Raw genomic sequence first — 18,504 nt, forward strand, 5'->3', positions numbered from 1 at the left:
GATTTCAAGAGATGGCAAAGAAATTTTCAAATCTCCTCCTGACTCCTGACTCCTGACTCCTGACTCCTATGCCCTCACGGAAAGACTTTCTCAGCAACCCCTATCTATTTTAGATGAAATGTTGAAATTGGCAGTGGTGGTTAATTCTTTAGAGGATTTTCAACAGGCTTTGAAATCTGCAACATCAAATTGATAATCTCCGGGCTAGAATCTACTGTAGAGACGTTCCATGGAACGTCTCTACATTCTTTTTCGGAGAGGTCTAATTGACAATTATCAATTGACAATTGACAATTGACAATTATCAATTATCAATTATCAATTATCAATTATCAATTATCCTATCTCATATTTTGTTTTTTCTCAGCTTTCGGATCACGATTTGCTACAGCAGCTAATTCTGCATCCATTAAAGTTTTACCTGTTGCTGCTAAATAAACATCATCTAAACTAGGACGAGATTGGGCAATACCAAAAATGGGTAAACCTGCATTATTTAACGCTTGTTGAATAGAAATTAAAGCGTCATTTTGGGGAGTAACTACCAAATTTAAGGAGTTACCTTGGGCGGAATTAATGATAATTTCTTGCACAAAAGGTAAAGATGACAGCAGATTTTTTGCTTTGTCTGCTTCTTCATTTGGTGAAAATTCGCGGATGCGTAAGGTAATGCGATCGCCTCCTACTTGATCTTTTAATTGGGAAGGTGTACCAGTGGCAATTACCAAACCCCGATCTATAATTGCTACCCTATCAGCTAAAGCGTCAACTTCTTCTAAATAATGACTGGTGATGACAACCGTAGTCCCCCCAGCGCGTAATTTTCGCAAAAAGTCCCACACCACAAAACGGCTTTCTATATCAAGTCCTACCGTTGGTTCATCTAATACTAAAACATCTGGGGAATGTAATAAACCAGCGGCCAAGTCTAGACGTTTGCGTAAACCACCGGAATAAGTGCCGGTTTTCTTATCTGCGTATTCCTGTAACCCGAGTAAATCTAATACAGTGTTAATGCGTTCTTTGATAACTTTACTGGGGAGGTGATAAAGTGCTGCTTGCAGTTGTAGCAGTTCTCGACCGGTTAAAACCTTATCTAAAGCCACCTCTTGAGCGACATAACCCAGCTTTTGACGTGCTAGTTTAGGGTTATCTAACACCGAGATTCCCGAAACTTCGATTTTTCCAGAGTCAGGGGTGGTGAGGGTACACAAAGCGCGGAGAGTAGTGGTTTTCCCTGCACCGTTGGGACCAAGTAAACCGAATATTTCCCCTGGTTTCACCTCAAAGGAGACATCCTTAACAGCGACTACAGAACCGTAGCTTTTTTTTAGATTTTCGATTAAAACTGCTGAGGCCATGACAGCAATAAATCCTAACTATACATTTCGCAACAATCTATTTTCTATTGTACGAGTTAGGCGTTAGGTGTGATGAGTTCTGGGTTTCATTTTGAGAAACTTGTTTTTTGGTATAAAGCAGTACAGTGTCTCAATCAGGATTTCCAGATTTTCAGAATGAACAGAATTTTGCAGAAAAAGCCGAATTTTACCATGACACAAGAGTTAAGGGGTTCATTTTTCTTTATTTTTTGGGGCAATTTTGGGATAAAATATGTTTTATAGATGTTTGATAGTCTTTAGGGAATAGCCTAAAAACCTTATATATTAATATATACTAATAGTTTTAAAACAAGCCCGTGACGAGGATTGAACTCGTGACCTCACCCTTACCAAGGGTGTGCTCTACCACTGAGCCACACGGGCAAAATTGAAATTTACTTTTCGGGTTTTTGATGATTTATGAATTACAAAGCTGAGAATTTAACTCGACACTCAGCTATTGTAACCCATATCATCTCAAAGTAGTGGGCCGGGCTGGATTTGAACCAGCGTAGGCGCAAACCAACGGATTTACAGTCCGTCTCCATTAACCACTCGGACACCGACCCGCTTCGTTCCACTTTCCCTATAGTAGCAGCAGTTTTTAGGTTTGGCAAGGGGTTGGGAAAACTTTTTTTCAAAAAAACCGGAAAGGCTTAAATCACAACGGTTTCAGATGATTAACCCCTGAGTTAACCTGTTTCTTGCAGGGAGTGTAAGCGGTGATCAATGCCTTCTTGGTGCATTGACAATTTTTTGGCTATTTTAAGGGATAAAATTCCAACCGATAACGATAAAGCGCCACCGGACGAGAACCTGCGGTAAAATAATCTGGATCTTGGGGTGAAAGGTACACAGCAGTCACTTGATCTGCTTCTATTGTTGGGTATAATTTGGGGTCAGATGTGGAAACTAAATGATAAGCTGTGGTAGATTCTACATTATTAAAATAGGCACGAGAACCACCTTTAAAATATTGTTGAAAAACTTCTGCGCTGATAAATTTACCATCGGGATTTTTTTCGGTTGTGCGTGCGGTGACTACAGAAACTAATTGGCGATCGCCACGAAAAAAGGTAATTTGACGATTAGGAGATTCTGGATCTAATTTAACTGCTAATACAGCATCATCTCCTAAATAAGCTCTGGATAAGTTCAAACTGTTAAATACTCGATCAGCTACTAAAATTGGTGATTGTTGATTTTGTGATTGTTTATTTGTTTTAAAGAAAAGATTGAAACCTGAATTTTGTGGTTTAACTTTCACAAATCTCACTACAAAATTCACAGGTTGATTTAATTGACTGCGATTTGCTTCAAATCCTGGTGTGATAATATCTGGTGCTAAAGGTGCAGCTAAATCTACCAAGGTACTGGTGACATTCCAAGTTCCAGCTATCCAGTCAGGGTAAACTAAATCTCCCTTTGCGGGTTTGACTGATGTTAATTTTTCCCATTGTGTAAAGTTGGCTAATTTTTCGGATAATTCACCTGCTTTAGCTTCTGCATTGGTAAATAAAAAGAGGATGATTAAACAAAGACTTAAAATGGTTTTCAGGAACATAATCAACAACTCAAAAAAATCAATTTAAATTTCAAACATTAAATTTCCAACATTAATCTGATGTTAATCCTGTAAGGGTTTAGCACTGCTAAACCCCTACTTATGAATTTTGATGCAGATAAACGATTTATTGAATCAATCAGTTGCAAAAATTACAAACTTTCTAGCGGTAAAGGTTGCCAAACTTCACCGTATTTCTCCCGTAAAGCCAACCAATTTTCTACCTGTCCCGCTTCATATTCTCCGGGTTTACCCCATTGTAAAAATAGGCTTAATGCAGGTTCTTCTTTTTCATCTAAAAACCGGATAGCGTAGGTTGTAAAATTACCTCTTTTAGCTTCACCTGTTTCAAATTTCACCTTGGTGATTTTATCCATATTCAAATGAAATTCAAATCCTTCGGTGTGCATATTCGCATATTTACCTTTTGGTAATTCTGCATAAAATAGTTTTTCTATTTTTCCTCTAGCTTCTAATACTGCGGCGCTGCTAGTGACTATTAAACGCAAAGTTCCTAAATTTTCGCAAGCTTCCAAAAATTCTTTCAATGTTGTATTCATACGCCTAATGTAAATTACCAAAAAGGATGTCATCTATATTATAGATGTATTTTATACTATATATGATATTTTATATGATATTTTTGTCTGAATCAGGATTTGCAGGATTTTTGTTTTTATCATAATTTATAAGATTTTAGTCACGAAGATGCAGGATAAATCAGATATCTGAGGAAAGATTAGTGTTGTGAATATTGAATGATTAATTATTTGCAGCATCTTCAACAGCAAAATGAATTTATCTAACTGACAGTAATTAATATTAATACCTGAAATCTATATTTATCAATTATTATATTAATTACAGCAGATTGCAGATTAATCAGGTACAGAATATAACTTGAAACCTAGACAGAAACAGAGTTTTACTCCTGACTCCTGATTTCTGCTGTATCAATTTAAATTACATAATCCTGTGAATCCTTTAATCCTGGAAATCCCACTGATTCAGACAAAAAACTCAACCCAACCTACAGAATGTTTACGAATATTTAACTCATCAAATCTTGAAACATCGCTGTACTTAAATAACGCTCCCCAAAAGAAGGCTGAATCATCACTATTAATTTACCTGCATTTTCTGGACGTTTACCGATTTTAATTGCTGCACACAAAGCCGCACCAGAAGATATACCTGATAATAACCCTTCTTCTGTTGCTAATTTGCGTCCATATTTCATTGCATCTTCATCATCAACTTGAACCACTTCATCAATTAATTCTGGACGCAAAACATCGGGAATAAAACCAGCACCAATACCTTGAATTTTATGAGAACCAGATTTACCACCAGAAAGCACAGGACTTTTACTAGGTTCAACAGCAATAACTTGAAAATTCGGTTTTCTTTGTTTAATAACTTCCGCTATTCCGGTAATAGTTCCCCCAGTTCCTACCCCAGCAATTAATATATCAACTTCCCCATCTGTATCAGTCCAAATTTCTTCAGCAGTGGTTTCTCTGTGAATTTTTGGGTTAGCTGGGTTGCGGAATTGTTGCAACATAAAAGCATTGGGAGTATTTGCTACTATTTCCTCTGCTTTATTAATTGCTCCCCGCATTCCTTCAGTACCAGGTGTTAATTCTAAATTAGCACCATAAGCACGCAACATGGCGCGTCTTTCTTGGCTCATGGTTTCTGGCATGGTTAATATTAATTTGTAACCACGGGCGGCTGCTACCATTGCTAAACCAATGCCTGTATTTCCTGAAGTTGGTTCTACTAAAATAGTTTGTCCTGGTGTAATTAAGCCCTCAGCTTCTGCTGAAATTACCATACTTAAAGCAATTCTATCCTTAACAGATGCTGCTGGATTCATACCTTCTAGTTTAACAACTATTCTGGCTAATACTCCCTCAGACTGAGGAATTTTGTTGAGTTGTACTAACGGCGTTCTACCAATAAGTTCTGTTACGTTTTTAGCAATTCGCATTTATTAACCCCTAAAATTATCCTCAGATTATCCTAAAATTATCCTAAAATTATCAATAATCATTCTATCTCTTTATTCATCATACTCGGTTTTTAGATATTTTTTTGATAGTTGAGTAACATTTATTTTAAGAATTTTATCTATCAACATAATTTCCTTGTAATTCCTGACTTGATCAAAATCCAAAAATATTTTGCCAAAATTTTAATTGGTAAAATTTTAATTGGCAAAATTTTAATTGCTTTTTTGATTTCTTTAGTTTATTTTTAATTCAGTTCCAATTTGTCATGATATACTGTTATTTGAGTACAGAGTTCATCATTAAAAATCATCTTTAAATATCCTCAAGTATTTGCCCATAAAGCTTTACAGTTGAGTACAAAAATCCCCGCACCCCACCTGATAAATGCTAGTACCCCCCATTACAAATACTAGCACCTCTACCCTCAAAAATTTTTATAATTCTTACTAGATAAGACTTACAGCCTTTGAGTACAACTTTAATGATTTTAATAATTTCAATTCTGGTGGGGTAAACTGTGTGCTAGGGAGGCAACTGATATAAACATTTATAGGATTTACGCAGAGATTCCCCTCTACCCCCCGAAATTCCTAGACGCAAGTCTGGTGAACTAGGGGGGACTTCTTAACCATAATTAAATGGTAATCTCTATTCACAAGCGGTTAAATTCTGTCAGTATTATTGATTACTAAATCTAGCATATTTTAGGAGTGGATTGGGATTTTTTATGAATTTTTAATTTCAATTGCTTGATCAACATTTATGAGATTCGCTATTGTTTGAGAAATGGCAATCAGAAGGTGCAGCAATAACCCATAAATTACCTTTAATTAGATTTTATTACTGGGTAATTGTAACCTAGCGAGGTAGAGCAAACATGAAATTAAAAATTTTCAATGTGCTGACAGTTGGTTTGGTTACTTTAGCTGTACTTTCTCCGGGAATAATAGTTTTTAATTTAATTTGGGGACGACATCTAGAGTTAGTTAAGACACAGAATTTATCTTGTGAATTCACGAAAATTAATCAAGGTTATGCTTCTTTTTCTTTCTCAAATCAGAGTGTAAATACTCTGGAATCTCTAACTCAAAAAAAAATACCTGCAAATAATTTTTTTCTCCAACTGCAAATGATTGTTGAACAATATAAAATCGTCACAATTTTGCAATGGTTGGTTTTAGCTACACCTATTTGTATTGGTTTGGGAATCATTGCTTACGATAGATATCTTGTTTATCGTGCTGCTGTTTTCAAAGCGCAAGTAGAAATGTTAGAAAGACTTTGGCAACAAAGTATTGAACAATAAATCGTAAGAAGTCAGGAGTCAGGAGTCAGGAGTCAGAATATTGTTTTTATGAGGGATATACTTCAAGCAAGTTTTTCATAAATTATGAATCATGACTCGAAAACTCTAATTAATTGTCAATACTGTATCCTGAATCCTGAAAATAAAGCAATAATTTTCAAGTTTCTTGTTCACCATAAAGTAAATTACCATGTCAGAAGAACGCCAAACTCAGTATTTTAATTTGATTGATGAATTACTCAGATGTCCTAATGGACAAGAACCAGAAGTATTGGAAGCTCAACCCGAATTAGTTGATTCTGGTTTGATACATACAATGCTACAAGTTGCGACTATGTTTGCCCATGAAGGTAATCAAGATGGCGCTCAATTTTTATTTTTTATAGCTAAAGAATTAGCGAAACAATTAGGTTTATATCCTGATGTTTCCAATGAGGTTGCAATTCAGGAGTAATAATGCTATTGACTTCAACTGATGCAGGAAAAATAGCTTTAGAATTTCTGTTAGCAGACTGGAACATTGCGGAAGAATACAGAGATTGGTTTACTATCATTAACTCGCAATTAATGGGTGAATATTGGTACATTGTAGAATTGGGTGTGGAAGGTTTTCCTGATAAATGGTTTATCCAAGTTTATGATACAGGAGCCTGTGACCCAAATTATACATTTATGTCTCCTATCTCTGGTTCTGAAGGATATATGGATTTGAAAAATCTACCAAATATTCTCGCTGATGTTTTAGTCGCTGAACGCAATTCCCGATAAGGTAAGAATTCAGGAGTCAGAATGTTTGATAAATACAGGACTTAGTTCAAAATTTATTTGTGCTATACAGTTCAATAATTTTGAATTAATTATAAATGGTCATTATATTAGAGGTGATGCTTTTTTAAAGTTCACCTCTTTTTGTGATTGGTGACTGGTGACTGGTGATTGGTGACTGGTGACTGGGAAAATACAAATAATTTCTCCCTGACTCCTGACTACTAGAAATTAATATTTTATTTAGAAAAACCTGCTAAATTGTCATGTTTAAATAACAAGATTATGTTATACTAAATAGTAGTGATAGACGCTACAGAAATATCAATCAGAAATATCAGTCAAATGATTGCTGAAGATATCCTAGCTCAAGAATTCACACGAATCTTAGACCATTATTACCCTGACCTTGGGGAAATATTGGAAAATTGTCATGTGAAAGTTATAACCTCTTTTTGGGGACGACCTGCTAGACGCTTTCAATATATAGGAATTTATTGTTCTGATGACATCATGCCATTAGTACAATCACAAAAAGAAATATTGAGGGAAGTAGCAGAAAATATGGGACTTATTCAGGTAGTTTGCATAAATGCTAAAAGATTGCTCCGCGATCCACTATCTAAATTAAGACAGTCGGAACCGCGTTTATGGTTGGATTTGCATTTAGTGGCGGTCTAGAATATAGCCAATCATGAAAATAGGACTTTTCTGGAATATCGCCAGTGTTGATGATGATGTAATTAGATATGCTGCTGACAATTCTTTTGGTTTAATGGGGAGTCCAACTTTTTCTCTTTTGAGATTGAGAAACACTGTCAACATATATCGACAAATCAATAACAGTGGTGCAGATCAATTTCTGTTAGCGCGGTTCTTTTTTGTGACTAAAACTGATGATGAAGCAGTAAATAAAGCCTTACCTTTCATCCATAAATTTAGCCAGAAAACCATAGCTAACTCGACTCAAGTAATGCAGAATAGTCCCCATCCCCAACAATCCTATTATCAAACAAATATCTGTTATGAAATAGATTATTTGCTGGAAAATTGGATAATTGGGGATATTCAAACCTGCCGCGACAAAATCAAGAAATTCCAGGACGAATAAAATCTCAGCACAATAGCACTCAAACCCTCATCTTTATTTCTGTAAAAAAATTTTGAGAGTTTGCAGCGTTACAATCAAGAGGTGCGAAATTATGTCTAAACTGCCGTTACTTCCTCCTGATGATTTACCTCCCGTAGAGGTGACAAAACAGGACGGAATGTTACAAATGGAATTAGAGCAGTCTATTGGCAGATGCTTTTATTACGCTTGCGATCGCATTACCCAAGTCTTGCTATCTAACTGTCATTGGTATATCACCAAAAACGGTAATGCTCTGTTATTAATTATTGACGCTCCTGATATAGTATCTTACTGGCATATAGTCAGCAATATTCCCCAATTTGGTAAAAGTTTAGAACCATTTACCAAAGAAGCAAAAGTTAGAGTTTATCCGCCTTTTGGTAAAGGAATGCCCTTTGAAATTGGCGTAAATGAAATCTCTGCTTATCGAGATTGGTTATAGTTTGGTAATGGGTAATGGGATAAATTATCCTATCTTGTGGGATAGGCATCCTGCCTGTCCTTTATTTATGATTAGCCAGGGTAGGGTTTGCTGAATAAACCTAAAACCTTGATATATCAAAGGTTAGAGGCTGATAAACACAGAAATTAGTGCAAGGGTTTTGAAGGGTATACCGGAAAAAGTGTGCATTTTTTGGGATTTCAAGAGATGGCAAAGAAATTTTCAAATCTCCTCCTGACACAAGAGGGCAACCACGGGGGGTTTGCCCCTACTGACTCCTGGGGCAACCACGGGGGGTTTGCCCCTACTGACTCCTGGGGCAACCACGGGGGGTTTGCCCCTACTGACTCCTGACTCCTATGCCCTCACGGAAAGACTTTCTCAGCAACCCCTATTTATGATTAGCGGGCAAGATGCCCGCACCACCAGAAGAAATCAGGAAATGTTGAGATATTTTCTGATGTTGAACTTCCTCAACTGATAACTGATAACTGATAACTGAATTTAAGCTGGTTCAAACTTCAATGAAACACCGTTCATACAGTAACGTAAACCAGTGGGTTTGGGTCCATCGTTAAATACATGGCCTAAATGTCCACCACAACGGCTACAATGAACTTCAGTTCTGGTCATGAAAAAAGAACGATCTACAGTAGTAGCGATCGCCCCATCAATAGGTTTAAAAAAGCTAGGCCAACCAGTACCACTGTTATACTTAGTGTCTGAAATAAACAAAGGCTGTCCACACCCAGCACAAACATAAGTACCAGGTTCATAATTTTTGTCTAAAGGACTGGTATGAGGTCGTTCTGTACCATGTTTTCGCAACACCTGAAACTGTTCCGGCGTTAAAATAGACTTCCATTCCTCTTCAGCTTTGGTGACTTCAAATTTTGTATCCGCAGATGCCATAGGTTGTGAACTCCCAGTTATATACCGTGAAAAAAAGGCTGTACCGACTAAGACGGCACTAATTTGTAAAAAATGGCGTTTGTCCATAGATATATTATTGGCATAGTCAGAAGGGAACAGGAAACTGGGGACTGGGGACTGGGGACTGGGGACTGGGGACTGGGGACTGGGGACTGGGGACTGGGGACTGGTGACTGGGGACTGGGGACTGGTGACTGGTGACTGGGGAAGAAAATTTTAGATTTTAGATTTTAGATTTTAGATTTTAGATTTTAGATTTTAGATTGGAGTTAGGGGTTGCCGAGAAAGTCTTTTCATGTTCGCGCAGCGTGACGTAAGTCATGGGAATAGGAGTCAGGAGTCGTAGGGGCGAAGTAGGGGCGAAGCATTCGGAAAATAACCTGTGATCAAAATTAAGAATGTATCGCCCGAATGCTTCGCCCTTACAGGAAAATAACCTGTGATCAAAATTGAGAATTGATCGCCCGAATGCTTCGCCCTTACAGGAAAATAACCTGTGATCAAAATTGAGAATTGATCGCCCGAATGCTTCGCCCTTACAGGAAAATAACCTGTGATCAAAATTGAGAATTGATCGCCCGAATGCTTCGCCCTTACAGGAAAATAACCTGTGATCAAAATTGAGAATTGATCGCCCGAATGCTTCGCCCTTACAGGAAAATAACCTGTGATCAAAATTGAGAATTGATCGCCCGAATGCTGATGCTTCCAGCACGCTTCGCGAACGCCCTCATTAATAAAGGTTACGTTTAGTTTGAGCTTGCTCTGCTCCTGTATAACCAGTTACTAGCCATAGTATAGCTCTAACTCCATCGCGGATAGCTTTTTCGATAGGTTCTGGTGCGGTTTTTGAGGGAACAGATACCGCTTTAAATTCAATACCTCGACTACCCAAAACAATCTCACCAATTACACAAGCACGGCGCATATGAAAATCAGAAGTAATTAAATAAACGCTTTTGATACCCCTTGCTTGCAAATCATCTACCAACGTAGTAAAATTAGTAACTGTATCAACAGCCTCATAATCTAAATATAAACGCTTAGGATTAATTCCAGCTTTAACAAAGATTTCTTTCGTATAGCTAGGTGGACTACCACCAGTAATCCATATTGGTATATTGGGATGCTTTTTTGCAAATTCAGCGGTAAACTTCTCCCTTTCTAAACGTTTAGTAGAACCGCCCAAAACTAAGACTGCTTGTGGATGTACAAACTGATTTTGTATTTCTTTGTATCCCCACCATATAAACAGGGGTAGGATAAAAGACATAAACCGCAAAGATTTACCTTTAAACAATAGCTTTTTCAAGGCTGTGTAAGTGTGTTTGCGAACATCAAAATTTTATCTAAAAAATTTTATCTCAAAAATATTTACAGCTATTTTCAGGTAAATAAACCACATTTTGATTTAGGTTTCGCGTCAACAATGTAGGGGCGTTCGCGAAGCGTGCTGGAAGCATCAGCATTCGGACAATTAATTATCGGTTTTTACCTAAGACTATCATCCGAATGCTTCGCCCTTACAGTGGTCTAAAGACATGAAAACTGCTGTAGATTAGGGAATTTGGGCAAAATAAACCCAAATCAGAACTTGGTAAGCTGATGTGCAGCTAAACTGTATAATTAAAAAACCTGAAGTTACAGTAGCACAAGCATCTTGCTTGTATTAATTATTCAAGTTAAAGGCACAACAGCTTAGATGCTTTGGTAGATGCTTATGTATAAAAGTATGTATCCACGATATAAATAGAGTCGCTCTCTTCAATGCACTATCCTAACTTATATTAGACAATTTATAATAGGGGTTAAGACCCATTAATTGTTCAACTTTGTAGTTTAATGTAAATATACGGGACTGGTGCGACTTGAACGCACGGCCTGTCGCTTAGGAGGCGACCGCTCTATCCAACTGAGCTACAGCCCCAAATGAACAAACATCTACAATGATAGCAGTAGATTTAGTCAGAGTGCCAACTATTCTCCCAACTACCACCACCTATTTCTAAACCACAAAGATTACTCTGTGCTTTGAAAGTGATTTGAGTTTTACAACTACTGAATTTTCGCAGTGTTAAGTCTAGCTTACCTTGCATCGTATCCCGGCAACAAATCGCTAAACCATTGCTGGTGGGTGCGCGTAGGGGTGTACCTGGTAAATCAGTAGTTCCTGTTAATTCCACCTCATAATGAGAATTTCTAGCTTGCATTTGCCATTTACCCCAAGGCTGAATTTGCCAGCTTACTTGTGAGTTCCAGGGAACAAATTCATAAAACTGCCCTTGATAATGGATACCAATCATGGCTACTGATTCCATCCACCATAATACACCACGTCTGCCACCACCAGCAGTTAAAGCTAAATCGGGTTCGTTGTCAAAACAATTACAATTAAGCCAAAACCATTTTTGAGGAAACGCACCACCCCAATTTTTTTCCCCGTAGGCTGGGGCGTTGGTAAATTCGTAAATTTTACCATTCCAATCTATCCAACCGGTGGCTAAACCGTGAGCCATTAAAATTTGCCAACCTGGTTCAAAAATCTGTGAAAAAGACAACCAGCCAGCGGTTGATTGCTGGATACTATTTTGATTACCCCATCCGTAAACAGGTTTGATTTCATACTGCCAACGACAGTAATTACCCGTAGCAGGATCGGTGATTATGCCTTGATTTAAAGTAGCTGTAGCTTGATAACCTTCTTGAATATGGTGTGTAAAGTCACGGGGTAGGAGATAGCGAGGAGAAACTTTTAAGTTTGTTTTTCCCCAATGTCCTAAAGCTAACACATCTCGACTCGCCCAGAATTTGTTGACATCGGGAAATGTGCGACACAAATATTCATCATCTGGACCCAGGACTTGAGCAGCACCACCGCTATCAGGTTTCCCACCAATAGGATCTTCCATGGAATACATAAAAGCGAAGGTTTGCCCAATTTCCGGTAATGTAACGCGATAATACCAACCTTCAAAAAAACGGCGACTTGTACCGTCCCAGTGGTAGCCGCTGTGAGGTGTTTGGGTTGAGTTGAGGAAGTTTTTGGGAATAATCAGCATGAATACAGTATACAGAAATCCTATTTGATTTTTGCGAAGTTGGGCAAACCTTGATCAATTGAAAATTGACAATTGAAAATTGACAATTTTTTCATTCAAGGCTTCCGCCGTGAGCGTCAGCCGATAGCGTAGCGTGGCGTTAGCCATACGGTTTAAAACCTTCCCTTGCAAGGGGAAAAATAAAAAATTCGCTTTTTCAAAGTTCCTTGTTTCCTGTTCCCTAGTCCCTAAATTTTAAGCAATATTTCACAATTATTGCGAGATATTACAGAAAATCAACTTTAGTAAATATATCACACACATTCAAAAATTCATGCTAGATTATTTTCATGGTACAGAAAGGTTAAAAGTTCAAACAAAAACAACTGAATTAGAGCCTGTACCTCCTGCTCTAATGTCATCGCAATCACGGTTAGGTTGTGGCTTCCAAGTGTTTTAGCCTTGATTTCATCGAGTTGTAATTGGAGGTTTTGAAACGCATAGCCAGAAATGCCTGCCTAGTTAGAATGAAGGATGCACAATTCTGATTGGTAGATTGCGAATCGGGTCCACCTTAGTTGATGTAGTAAATTCGGATTTTCCCATTTTTTTGAATTATTTAGTTACAAACAAACCACTGTAATTTGCTGATGTCTCTCTGTCGCAACTTACGGTGGTTTATGGTTTGGGTAGCTTTCAATAATTGACAATTAACAATGAACAATAGAATCTATTAATTTGTAATATATCTATTAATTTGTAATATGTTGTAGGGGCGAAGCATTTGGGTGATAATTTGACGGAAAAATCAGACATCTAGATATCCCATAAGCTTCGCCCTGCCTGATTATATTAGGACTGACGCAAGATGTGACTGAAAACCTTATTCTTGCGTAGGGGTAATTCATGTAGCTTGCTTCCCGAAGGGTATTACCCCTACTTTCGTTCCCTTTTGCGTAAGTCCTGTATATTTGTGATTGTGGCAAACATCGAGTATCATGCAAGCTGTTTAATCTAAAAATATAGTTAAATATAGTTGTTTCTGTGCAGGGGAAGAAAAAATGAGGGTTTGGCTTGCCTGTTTCTTTGTATTATTTGCTTTGGCAGAATTTTTTGACTGGGTAAAAGACTTATCTTTACCATTACCTATCTATATTTTAGGCGGAGCATTCTTAGCGGTTGTTTCCAATTACGATAAAATAGTCGGTTCTTATTTCAGTGATGTACAAGCAGAAATATTACCAGAACCATCGCATTTAGAAGCATCAACTCCATCAACTCCAACTCCATCAACTCCAATTTCATCAACCATTTCATCAACCATTTCATCAACCATTTCATCAACTCCTGTTGCTGTCACAATGTTAACTCCTATGGAAGAAGTAAACAAACCGATACAAAAAAGCTAACTAATGCTAACAAAAGTTGGCTTTTTCTTCAGTTGGCTTTTTCTTCCTGTTTCACCCTAGCAGTGTCGGCACTATCTAGTCCATAATTTAACGGAAAAATCAGACATCTAGATATCCCATAAGCTTCAAGGATTTGTTGTTTTTATACAATAGACTTCTCAGAAAAAGATGTAGGGACAATTCATGAACTGTCCCTACGAATGGGTTTCAGGTTATGCACATTTCATTACCGGAGATGTCTAATAGATTGTTTAAGTAGAAAATTTCGTTAACCGAACAGTATTGCGTTGTATGCAACGTCTCTACATTTTTTACAGAGATGTCTATTTCTTATCAAAAAATAAACAACCGATTTATTAGACTTTGGGGATTTCATTACCTGTTAGCGGGGGTTTAGTTTGTAGGTTGGGTTGAAGTATGAAACCCAACATCGTCGGGTTACGCTGTTGCTGAACCCGACCTACTTGTACTGACTTTTGTGACTTAAATAAGAGTTCACAATTACTGGTATTATAATACTTGAGATGTTAGATCAAGAATGCGGTAAACCAGGGGTAAGAAAATGACGGAGAATCAAGAACCACTGCCGATTTTACAGGGAAAAATTTTACAGGGAAAAAGAGGAAGATACAAAATTATCGAACGTATAGGAAAAGGGGGTTTTGGATATACTTTTCTCGCTGAGGATTTGAATCCGCCAGTAGAAAAACTCTATTGTGTTGTTAAGCAATTACGAATGGATCTTTATGATGATCCTAAAACTGTTGCAGGGATCAAAGAAGCCTTTGAAAAGGAGGCTAAGGCTTTGCAAAGATTAGGGGGAGGTAACATTCCTTCCTTGTATGATTATTTTTCCATAACTGTAACTGACCCTCTACTGCATATTCCACAAGAGTTTAATTTTCTGGTTCAACAATATATTGAAGGAAAGGATCTTGGTGAAGAACTAAAACAACAAGGACTTTTCTCAGAAACAAAAGTTTTGGATTTATTAAAAAATATTTTACCAGTTTTAAAATTTATCCATAATAAGAAAGTTATTCATCGGGATATTAAACCCAAGAATATTATCCGTTCTACAGAAGAAGAGAACAAATTTTATTTAATAGATTTTGGAGCAGTAAAACAAGTAATTCAAGGTGATATTGACACTAAAGAAACATCTATTGTCTTTGGAGATGATAATTATGCTCCTCCAGAACAAAGATCCCGTAAACAAGTTAATGCTTCCAGTGATTTATATGCTTTGGCTGCTACTTGTGTGCAATTATTAACAGGTGAATCTCACAGAGATTCCCGTGTTCATCAGCTTTGGAATTGGGAACAATATCCACATATTAGTGAACCTTTAGGTAAGATATTGCGTAAGATGCTCCAAGAAGACCCTTATTATAGATACCAGTCAGCAACGGAAGTCATAGAAGCTTTGGATAAAATCAAGCCTCTGAATAAACCTGATGAGTCTTCTACAGATACAGAAATCGATCCTAGTGATGATACGAAAGGAGTTATCAATCCTCGGATAGTAACTGAAGTCATAGAACCTGCTGATAAGCATTCTAAAGGTAAAAAAATCAATTCTAAAGATGATACAAAAGTTATCAATCCTCATCAATTCGATCCTAATCCATTCCCTAAATTTTTTATTATTATTATCGGTGGAATTATTTTGTCTTCTACTGTGTTTTTAGCTTATCCAATTATCATAAATTCAGGAGGAAAACAAACGACAAATAGAGTTCAGGAAATAGCCACGGAAAAATTACCGGATTTACATGATAATCCTACTCCTACAACGCAATCTACACCTCAAGAACCTGTTGATTCCGCTGCAACACCTCAAGGTGAACCTGCTGATTCTGCTACAACACCTCAAGGTGAACCTGCTGATTCTGCTACAACGGAATCTACACCTGTTATATTTCAAAATTTAGAAGCGTTATTAAAAGCAGGAAAATGGCGAGATGCAGATTCAGAAACTTGGAACTTGATGCTAAAGTTAACTAAACGAGAACAGGAAGGATGGTTACGAATTGAAGATCTGAAAAATTTTCCCAGACAGGAATTGCGGAAAATGGATCAATTATGGGTAAAATATAGCAATGGTAAGTTTGGCTTTTCTGTACAAAAGCAAATTTGGCTGGAGTTGGGTGGTAAGTTAGATGGAGAATTTGACTACGATACTTTTACGAAGTTAGGCGATCGCGTTGGTTGGAGAAAAAATGGTGATTGGCTCAGTTACGATAGTTACACCTTTAGTACAAATGCACTACACGGACACCTGCCACGCGTGGATGTGGAGGGACTACGGATACTCTTTCCTCTTCTCTAGACTATAACCCATAAGCGTTATACAAGATTATAAGTATTTCTTATCAAGAAGTAAATAACCGATTTATTAGGCTTTGGGGATTTCATTACCTGTTAGGCAGTTGGTGTAGTATACCTGTAGTAAATTTGTGGGTTGGTATGAGTAAAAAACCTAACATAAACGTCAGGTTGCGCTGTCCCTTAACCCGACCTACTTGTACTGACTTTTGTGATTTAAATAAGAGTTCACAATTACTGGTATTATAATCCTTGAGGTGTTAGATCAAGAATGCGGTAAACCAGGGGTAAGAAAATGACAGAGAATCAAGAACCACTGCGGATTTTAAAGGGAGAAATTTTACAGGGAAAAAAAGGAACATACCAAATTATCAAACCTATAGGACAAGGGGGTTTTGGAGATACTTTTCTCGCTGAGGATTTGAATCCGGCAGTAGAGAAACGCTATTGTGTTGTTAAGCAATTACGAATGGATATTGATCATCCTCCTGAAATCATTGCAGGGATCAAAAAAGCCTTTGAAAAAGAGGCTAGGACTTTGCAAAGATTAGGAGACCAAAGTGGTAACATTCCTTGCTTATATGATTATTTTTCCCTAACTGTAACTGACCCCCAACTCCATACTTCACAAGAGTTTAATTTTCTAGTTCAACAATATATTGAAGGAGAGGATCTCAGTAAAGAACTAAAAAAACAAGGACTTTTTTCAGAAACAAAAGTTTTGGACTTATTAAAAAATATTTTACCAGTTTTAGAATTTATTCATAAACACAATGTTATTCATCGGGATATTAAACCCAAGAATATTATGCGTTCTACAGAAGCAGAGAACAAGTTTTATTTAATAGATTTTGGAGCAGTAAAACAAGTAATTAAAGGTGATATTGACACTACAGAAAAATCTATTGTCTTTCTCAGTAAATCTTATGCTCCTCCAGAACAAATAGACAGTAAACCAGTTAATGCTTCCAGTGATTTATATGCTTTAGCTGCTGCTTGTGTGCAATTATTAACAGGTGAATCTCACAGAGATTCCCGTGTTAATCAGCTTTGGAATTGGCGAAAATATCCCCATATTAGTGAACATCTGGGTAAGATATTAGAGCGTATGCTCCAAGAAGAACCTTATTATAGATACCAGTCAGCAAGGGAAGTCATAGAAGCTCTGAATAAACTTGATGAACTTTCTACAAGTCCAAAAATCAACCCTGGTGGTGGTGAACAGACGGAAGTTATCGATTCTCCCCAACGTCAATTTATTAAAGTTATTAAAGTTTTATTGATAGCAGGAATTATTTTGTTTCCTACTGGGTTTTTAGCTGATCGAGTTATCAAAAGTTTAGGAGAAGATAGTCAAATAACTACTGTTCAATCATTTAAAGATGAAGAATTTGGAATTGAAATCAAATATCCTCAAAATTGGCAAACTGAAAAACAACAATATACTCCATTAACCGGAGGAATTATTGCCAAAATATTTCCTAATAGTTCCAGTTCAAATCTAGATGTAGGGTTATTTATCCGTGTACTAGATTTACAACAACCTCAAAATCTATCTGATTATAATCAGGCTGCTATTCAGGAAATTAAAAAATCGGTTATAGCTGTACAAATTCTCCAAGAACAATCAAAAAACCTAGATAATCGGGAGGGATATCAAATAGTTTATACAGGACAAGATCCAATTAATAGTAACCTCAGATTTAAAGTTATGGAAGTTTGGACTATCAGCAATTCAAAAGTTTATATTCTCACCTATCGAGCAGAAGAAAAACATTATGATTCCTTTCTCAAAGATATAGAACAAACAATGATTAGATCTTTTCGTTTCCAGCCTCATGTTACTTTATAGTAATCTGATTTGATTCATGAATTTTTCGTGGAGATAGGGAACAAGAAATAACGCTTTCGGTATGTACGGAGTTCTGTTCAAAAATCAAATATTATTCTTATACATACCGCACTTACCAGTGTCATGAGGTACACTATGAACAGGCAAGACTTGTACTGAGCTTGTCGAAGTATGCCTGTGCCACAATGGTTTTATCACTAACATCTGTACTTCATAGCACCGAAAACTGTTGTATGTAGGGTTTGCTGAATAAACCTAAAACCTTGATATATCAAAGGTTAGAGGCTGATAAACACAGAAATTAGTGCAAGGGTTTTGAAGGGTATACCGGAAAAAGT

At 37.0% G+C, this 18,504-nt stretch carries 18 protein-coding genes, 3 tRNA genes and 1 pseudogene; 11 read left to right on the forward strand and 11 right to left on the reverse strand.

The window, feature by feature from the left end:
* Positions 1-341: 341 nt before the first annotated feature.
* The 6 genes from H6F47_RS21945 to cysK all read right to left on the reverse strand — a co-directional run bounded on the left by H6F47_RS21945 (position 342) and on the right by cysK (position 4,939).
* Positions 342-1,361 (reverse strand): ABC transporter ATP-binding protein, encoded by a 1,020-nt coding sequence (locus H6F47_RS21945; RefSeq protein WP_096572112.1) that lies wholly within the window; start codon positions 1,359-1,361, stop codon positions 342-344.
* 333 nt (positions 1,362-1,694) lie between these two features.
* Positions 1,695-1,766 (reverse strand) — tRNA-Thr (locus tag H6F47_RS21950).
* Positions 1,767-1,868: 102 nt separating this feature from the next.
* Positions 1,869-1,951, reverse strand: a tRNA-Tyr gene (locus tag H6F47_RS21955).
* A gap of 191 nt (positions 1,952-2,142) precedes the next feature.
* A complete protein-coding gene (locus tag H6F47_RS21960; RefSeq protein WP_190650999.1) occupies positions 2,143-2,949 on the reverse strand; it encodes a DUF6816 family protein in 807 nt (268 codons plus the stop codon).
* Positions 2,950-3,098: 149 nt separating this feature from the next.
* A complete protein-coding gene (locus H6F47_RS21965; protein ID WP_096572113.1) occupies positions 3,099-3,506 on the reverse strand; it encodes a ChuX/HutX family heme-like substrate-binding protein in 408 nt (135 codons plus the stop codon).
* A 491-nt stretch (positions 3,507-3,997) separates the two neighbouring features.
* The gene (cysK, locus tag H6F47_RS21970) at positions 3,998-4,939 is read right to left on the reverse strand and encodes a cysteine synthase A (RefSeq protein WP_190650977.1); all 942 of its coding nucleotides are present in this window, start codon (positions 4,937-4,939) and stop codon (positions 3,998-4,000) included.
* An 899-nt stretch (positions 4,940-5,838) separates the two neighbouring features.
* Here cysK and H6F47_RS21975 point away from each other — a divergent pair.
* The 7 genes and pseudogenes from H6F47_RS21975 to H6F47_RS22005 all read left to right on the forward strand — a co-directional run bounded on the left by H6F47_RS21975 (position 5,839) and on the right by H6F47_RS22005 (position 9,087).
* Positions 5,839-6,267: a hypothetical protein gene (locus H6F47_RS21975; protein ID WP_096572115.1), complete on the forward strand. Its 429-nt coding sequence runs from the start codon at positions 5,839-5,841 to the stop codon at positions 6,265-6,267.
* A gap of 190 nt (positions 6,268-6,457) precedes the next feature.
* On the forward strand, positions 6,458-6,721 hold the full coding sequence (locus tag H6F47_RS21980) for a hypothetical protein (RefSeq protein WP_190650980.1): 264 nt from the start codon (positions 6,458-6,460) through the stop codon (positions 6,719-6,721).
* Positions 6,722-6,723: 2 nt separating this feature from the next.
* Entirely contained in the window at positions 6,724-7,035 is a 312-nt protein-coding gene (locus tag H6F47_RS21985) for a hypothetical protein (RefSeq protein WP_096572117.1), read from the forward strand.
* Positions 7,036-7,377: 342 nt separating this feature from the next.
* On the forward strand, positions 7,378-7,713 hold the full coding sequence (locus H6F47_RS21990) for a hypothetical protein (RefSeq protein ID WP_137668371.1): 336 nt from the start codon (positions 7,378-7,380) through the stop codon (positions 7,711-7,713).
* Positions 7,714-7,720: 7 nt separating this feature from the next.
* Positions 7,721-8,188 (forward strand): annotated as a pseudogene (locus H6F47_RS21995) (LLM class flavin-dependent oxidoreductase); the annotation flags it as partial.
* Positions 8,189-8,234: 46 nt separating this feature from the next.
* A complete protein-coding gene (locus tag H6F47_RS22000) occupies positions 8,235-8,606 on the forward strand; it encodes a hypothetical protein (protein WP_096572119.1) in 372 nt (123 codons plus the stop codon).
* Positions 8,607-8,868: 262 nt separating this feature from the next.
* On the forward strand, positions 8,869-9,087 hold the full coding sequence (locus tag H6F47_RS22005; protein WP_190650982.1) for a hypothetical protein: 219 nt from the start codon (positions 8,869-8,871) through the stop codon (positions 9,085-9,087).
* Positions 9,088-9,110: 23 nt separating this feature from the next.
* Here the strand turns inward: H6F47_RS22005 and msrB are convergent, their stop codons facing one another.
* Positions 9,111-9,605 (reverse strand): peptide-methionine (R)-S-oxide reductase MsrB, encoded by a 495-nt coding sequence (gene msrB / locus H6F47_RS22010; RefSeq protein WP_137669593.1) that lies wholly within the window; start codon positions 9,603-9,605, stop codon positions 9,111-9,113.
* On the opposite strand from msrB, the gene H6F47_RS22015 reads away from it, so the two are divergent.
* Entirely contained in the window at positions 9,591-9,740 is a 150-nt protein-coding gene (locus H6F47_RS22015) for a hypothetical protein (RefSeq protein ID WP_190650984.1), read from the forward strand. The two genes, msrB and H6F47_RS22015, sit on opposite strands and share 15 nt — an antisense overlap.
* Positions 9,741-9,872: 132 nt before the next feature.
* Here the strand turns inward: H6F47_RS22015 and H6F47_RS22020 are convergent, their stop codons facing one another.
* The 4 genes from H6F47_RS22020 to H6F47_RS22035 form a co-directional block, all read right to left on the reverse strand.
* Positions 9,873-10,214 carry a hypothetical protein gene (locus tag H6F47_RS22020; protein ID WP_190650987.1) on the reverse strand — a complete coding sequence of 114 codons (342 nt, stop codon included), beginning with the start codon at positions 10,212-10,214 and terminating at the stop codon, positions 9,873-9,875.
* 58 nt (positions 10,215-10,272) lie between these two features.
* Entirely contained in the window at positions 10,273-10,812 is a 540-nt protein-coding gene (locus tag H6F47_RS22025) for a YdcF family protein (protein WP_137669308.1), read from the reverse strand.
* Positions 10,813-11,392: 580 nt separating this feature from the next.
* A tRNA-Arg gene (locus H6F47_RS22030) sits at positions 11,393-11,466 on the reverse strand.
* Positions 11,467-11,500: 34 nt separating this feature from the next.
* Complete coding sequence (locus H6F47_RS22035) at positions 11,501-12,598, reverse strand: tocopherol cyclase family protein (RefSeq protein ID WP_190650989.1); 1,098 nt, start codon at positions 12,596-12,598, stop codon at positions 11,501-11,503.
* 1,040 nt (positions 12,599-13,638) lie between these two features.
* On the opposite strand from H6F47_RS22035, the gene H6F47_RS28645 reads away from it, so the two are divergent.
* The 3 genes from H6F47_RS28645 to H6F47_RS22050 all read left to right on the forward strand — a co-directional run bounded on the left by H6F47_RS28645 (position 13,639) and on the right by H6F47_RS22050 (position 18,166).
* Positions 13,639-13,986: a hypothetical protein gene (locus H6F47_RS28645; protein WP_190650992.1), complete on the forward strand. Its 348-nt coding sequence runs from the start codon at positions 13,639-13,641 to the stop codon at positions 13,984-13,986.
* A 562-nt stretch (positions 13,987-14,548) separates the two neighbouring features.
* Entirely contained in the window at positions 14,549-16,318 is a 1,770-nt protein-coding gene (locus H6F47_RS22045) for a serine/threonine-protein kinase (RefSeq protein WP_190650994.1), read from the forward strand.
* Positions 16,319-16,609: 291 nt separating this feature from the next.
* Positions 16,610-18,166, forward strand: a complete 1,557-nt coding sequence (locus H6F47_RS22050) for a serine/threonine-protein kinase (RefSeq protein ID WP_190650997.1) — start codon at positions 16,610-16,612, stop codon at positions 18,164-18,166.
* Positions 18,167-18,504 lie beyond the last annotated feature (338 nt).

It is taken from the genome of Sphaerospermopsis sp. FACHB-1094 (genome assembly GCF_014696195.1).
Taxonomy (GTDB): Bacteria; Cyanobacteriota; Cyanobacteriia; order Cyanobacteriales; family Nostocaceae; genus Sphaerospermopsis; species Sphaerospermopsis kisseleviana.

What these genes read in the sequence shown, in the direction of transcription:
- H6F47_RS21990 (WP_137668371.1), top strand. Translation starts at nt 7,378, where the DNA reads ATGATTGCTGAAGATATCCTAGCTCAAGAATTCACACGAATCTTAGAC.
- H6F47_RS22015 (WP_190650984.1), top strand. Translation starts at nt 9,591, where the DNA reads ATGGCGTTTGTCCATAGATATATTATTGGCATAGTCAGAAGGGAACAG.
- H6F47_RS21975 (WP_096572115.1), top strand. Translation starts at nt 5,839, where the DNA reads ATGAAATTAAAAATTTTCAATGTGCTGACAGTTGGTTTGGTTACTTTA.
- H6F47_RS22025 (WP_137669308.1), bottom strand. Translation starts at nt 10,812, where the DNA reads ATGTCTTTTATCCTACCCCTGTTTATATGGTGGGGATACAAAGAAATA.
- H6F47_RS22000 (WP_096572119.1), top strand. Translation starts at nt 8,235, where the DNA reads ATGTCTAAACTGCCGTTACTTCCTCCTGATGATTTACCTCCCGTAGAG.
- H6F47_RS22045 (WP_190650994.1), top strand. Translation starts at nt 14,549, where the DNA reads ATGACGGAGAATCAAGAACCACTGCCGATTTTACAGGGAAAAATTTTA.
- msrB (WP_137669593.1), bottom strand. Translation starts at nt 9,605, where the DNA reads ATGGACAAACGCCATTTTTTACAAATTAGTGCCGTCTTAGTCGGTACA.
- H6F47_RS21945 (WP_096572112.1), bottom strand. Translation starts at nt 1,361, where the DNA reads ATGGCCTCAGCAGTTTTAATCGAAAATCTAAAAAAAAGCTACGGTTCT.
- H6F47_RS28645 (WP_190650992.1), top strand. Translation starts at nt 13,639, where the DNA reads ATGAGGGTTTGGCTTGCCTGTTTCTTTGTATTATTTGCTTTGGCAGAA.
- cysK (WP_190650977.1), bottom strand. Translation starts at nt 4,939, where the DNA reads ATGCGAATTGCTAAAAACGTAACAGAACTTATTGGTAGAACGCCGTTA.
- H6F47_RS21985 (WP_096572117.1), top strand. Translation starts at nt 6,724, where the DNA reads ATGCTATTGACTTCAACTGATGCAGGAAAAATAGCTTTAGAATTTCTG.
- H6F47_RS21965 (WP_096572113.1), bottom strand. Translation starts at nt 3,506, where the DNA reads ATGAATACAACATTGAAAGAATTTTTGGAAGCTTGCGAAAATTTAGGA.
- H6F47_RS22035 (WP_190650989.1), bottom strand. Translation starts at nt 12,598, where the DNA reads ATGCTGATTATTCCCAAAAACTTCCTCAACTCAACCCAAACACCTCAC.
- H6F47_RS21980 (WP_190650980.1), top strand. Translation starts at nt 6,458, where the DNA reads ATGTCAGAAGAACGCCAAACTCAGTATTTTAATTTGATTGATGAATTA.
- H6F47_RS22050 (WP_190650997.1), top strand. Translation starts at nt 16,610, where the DNA reads ATGACAGAGAATCAAGAACCACTGCGGATTTTAAAGGGAGAAATTTTA.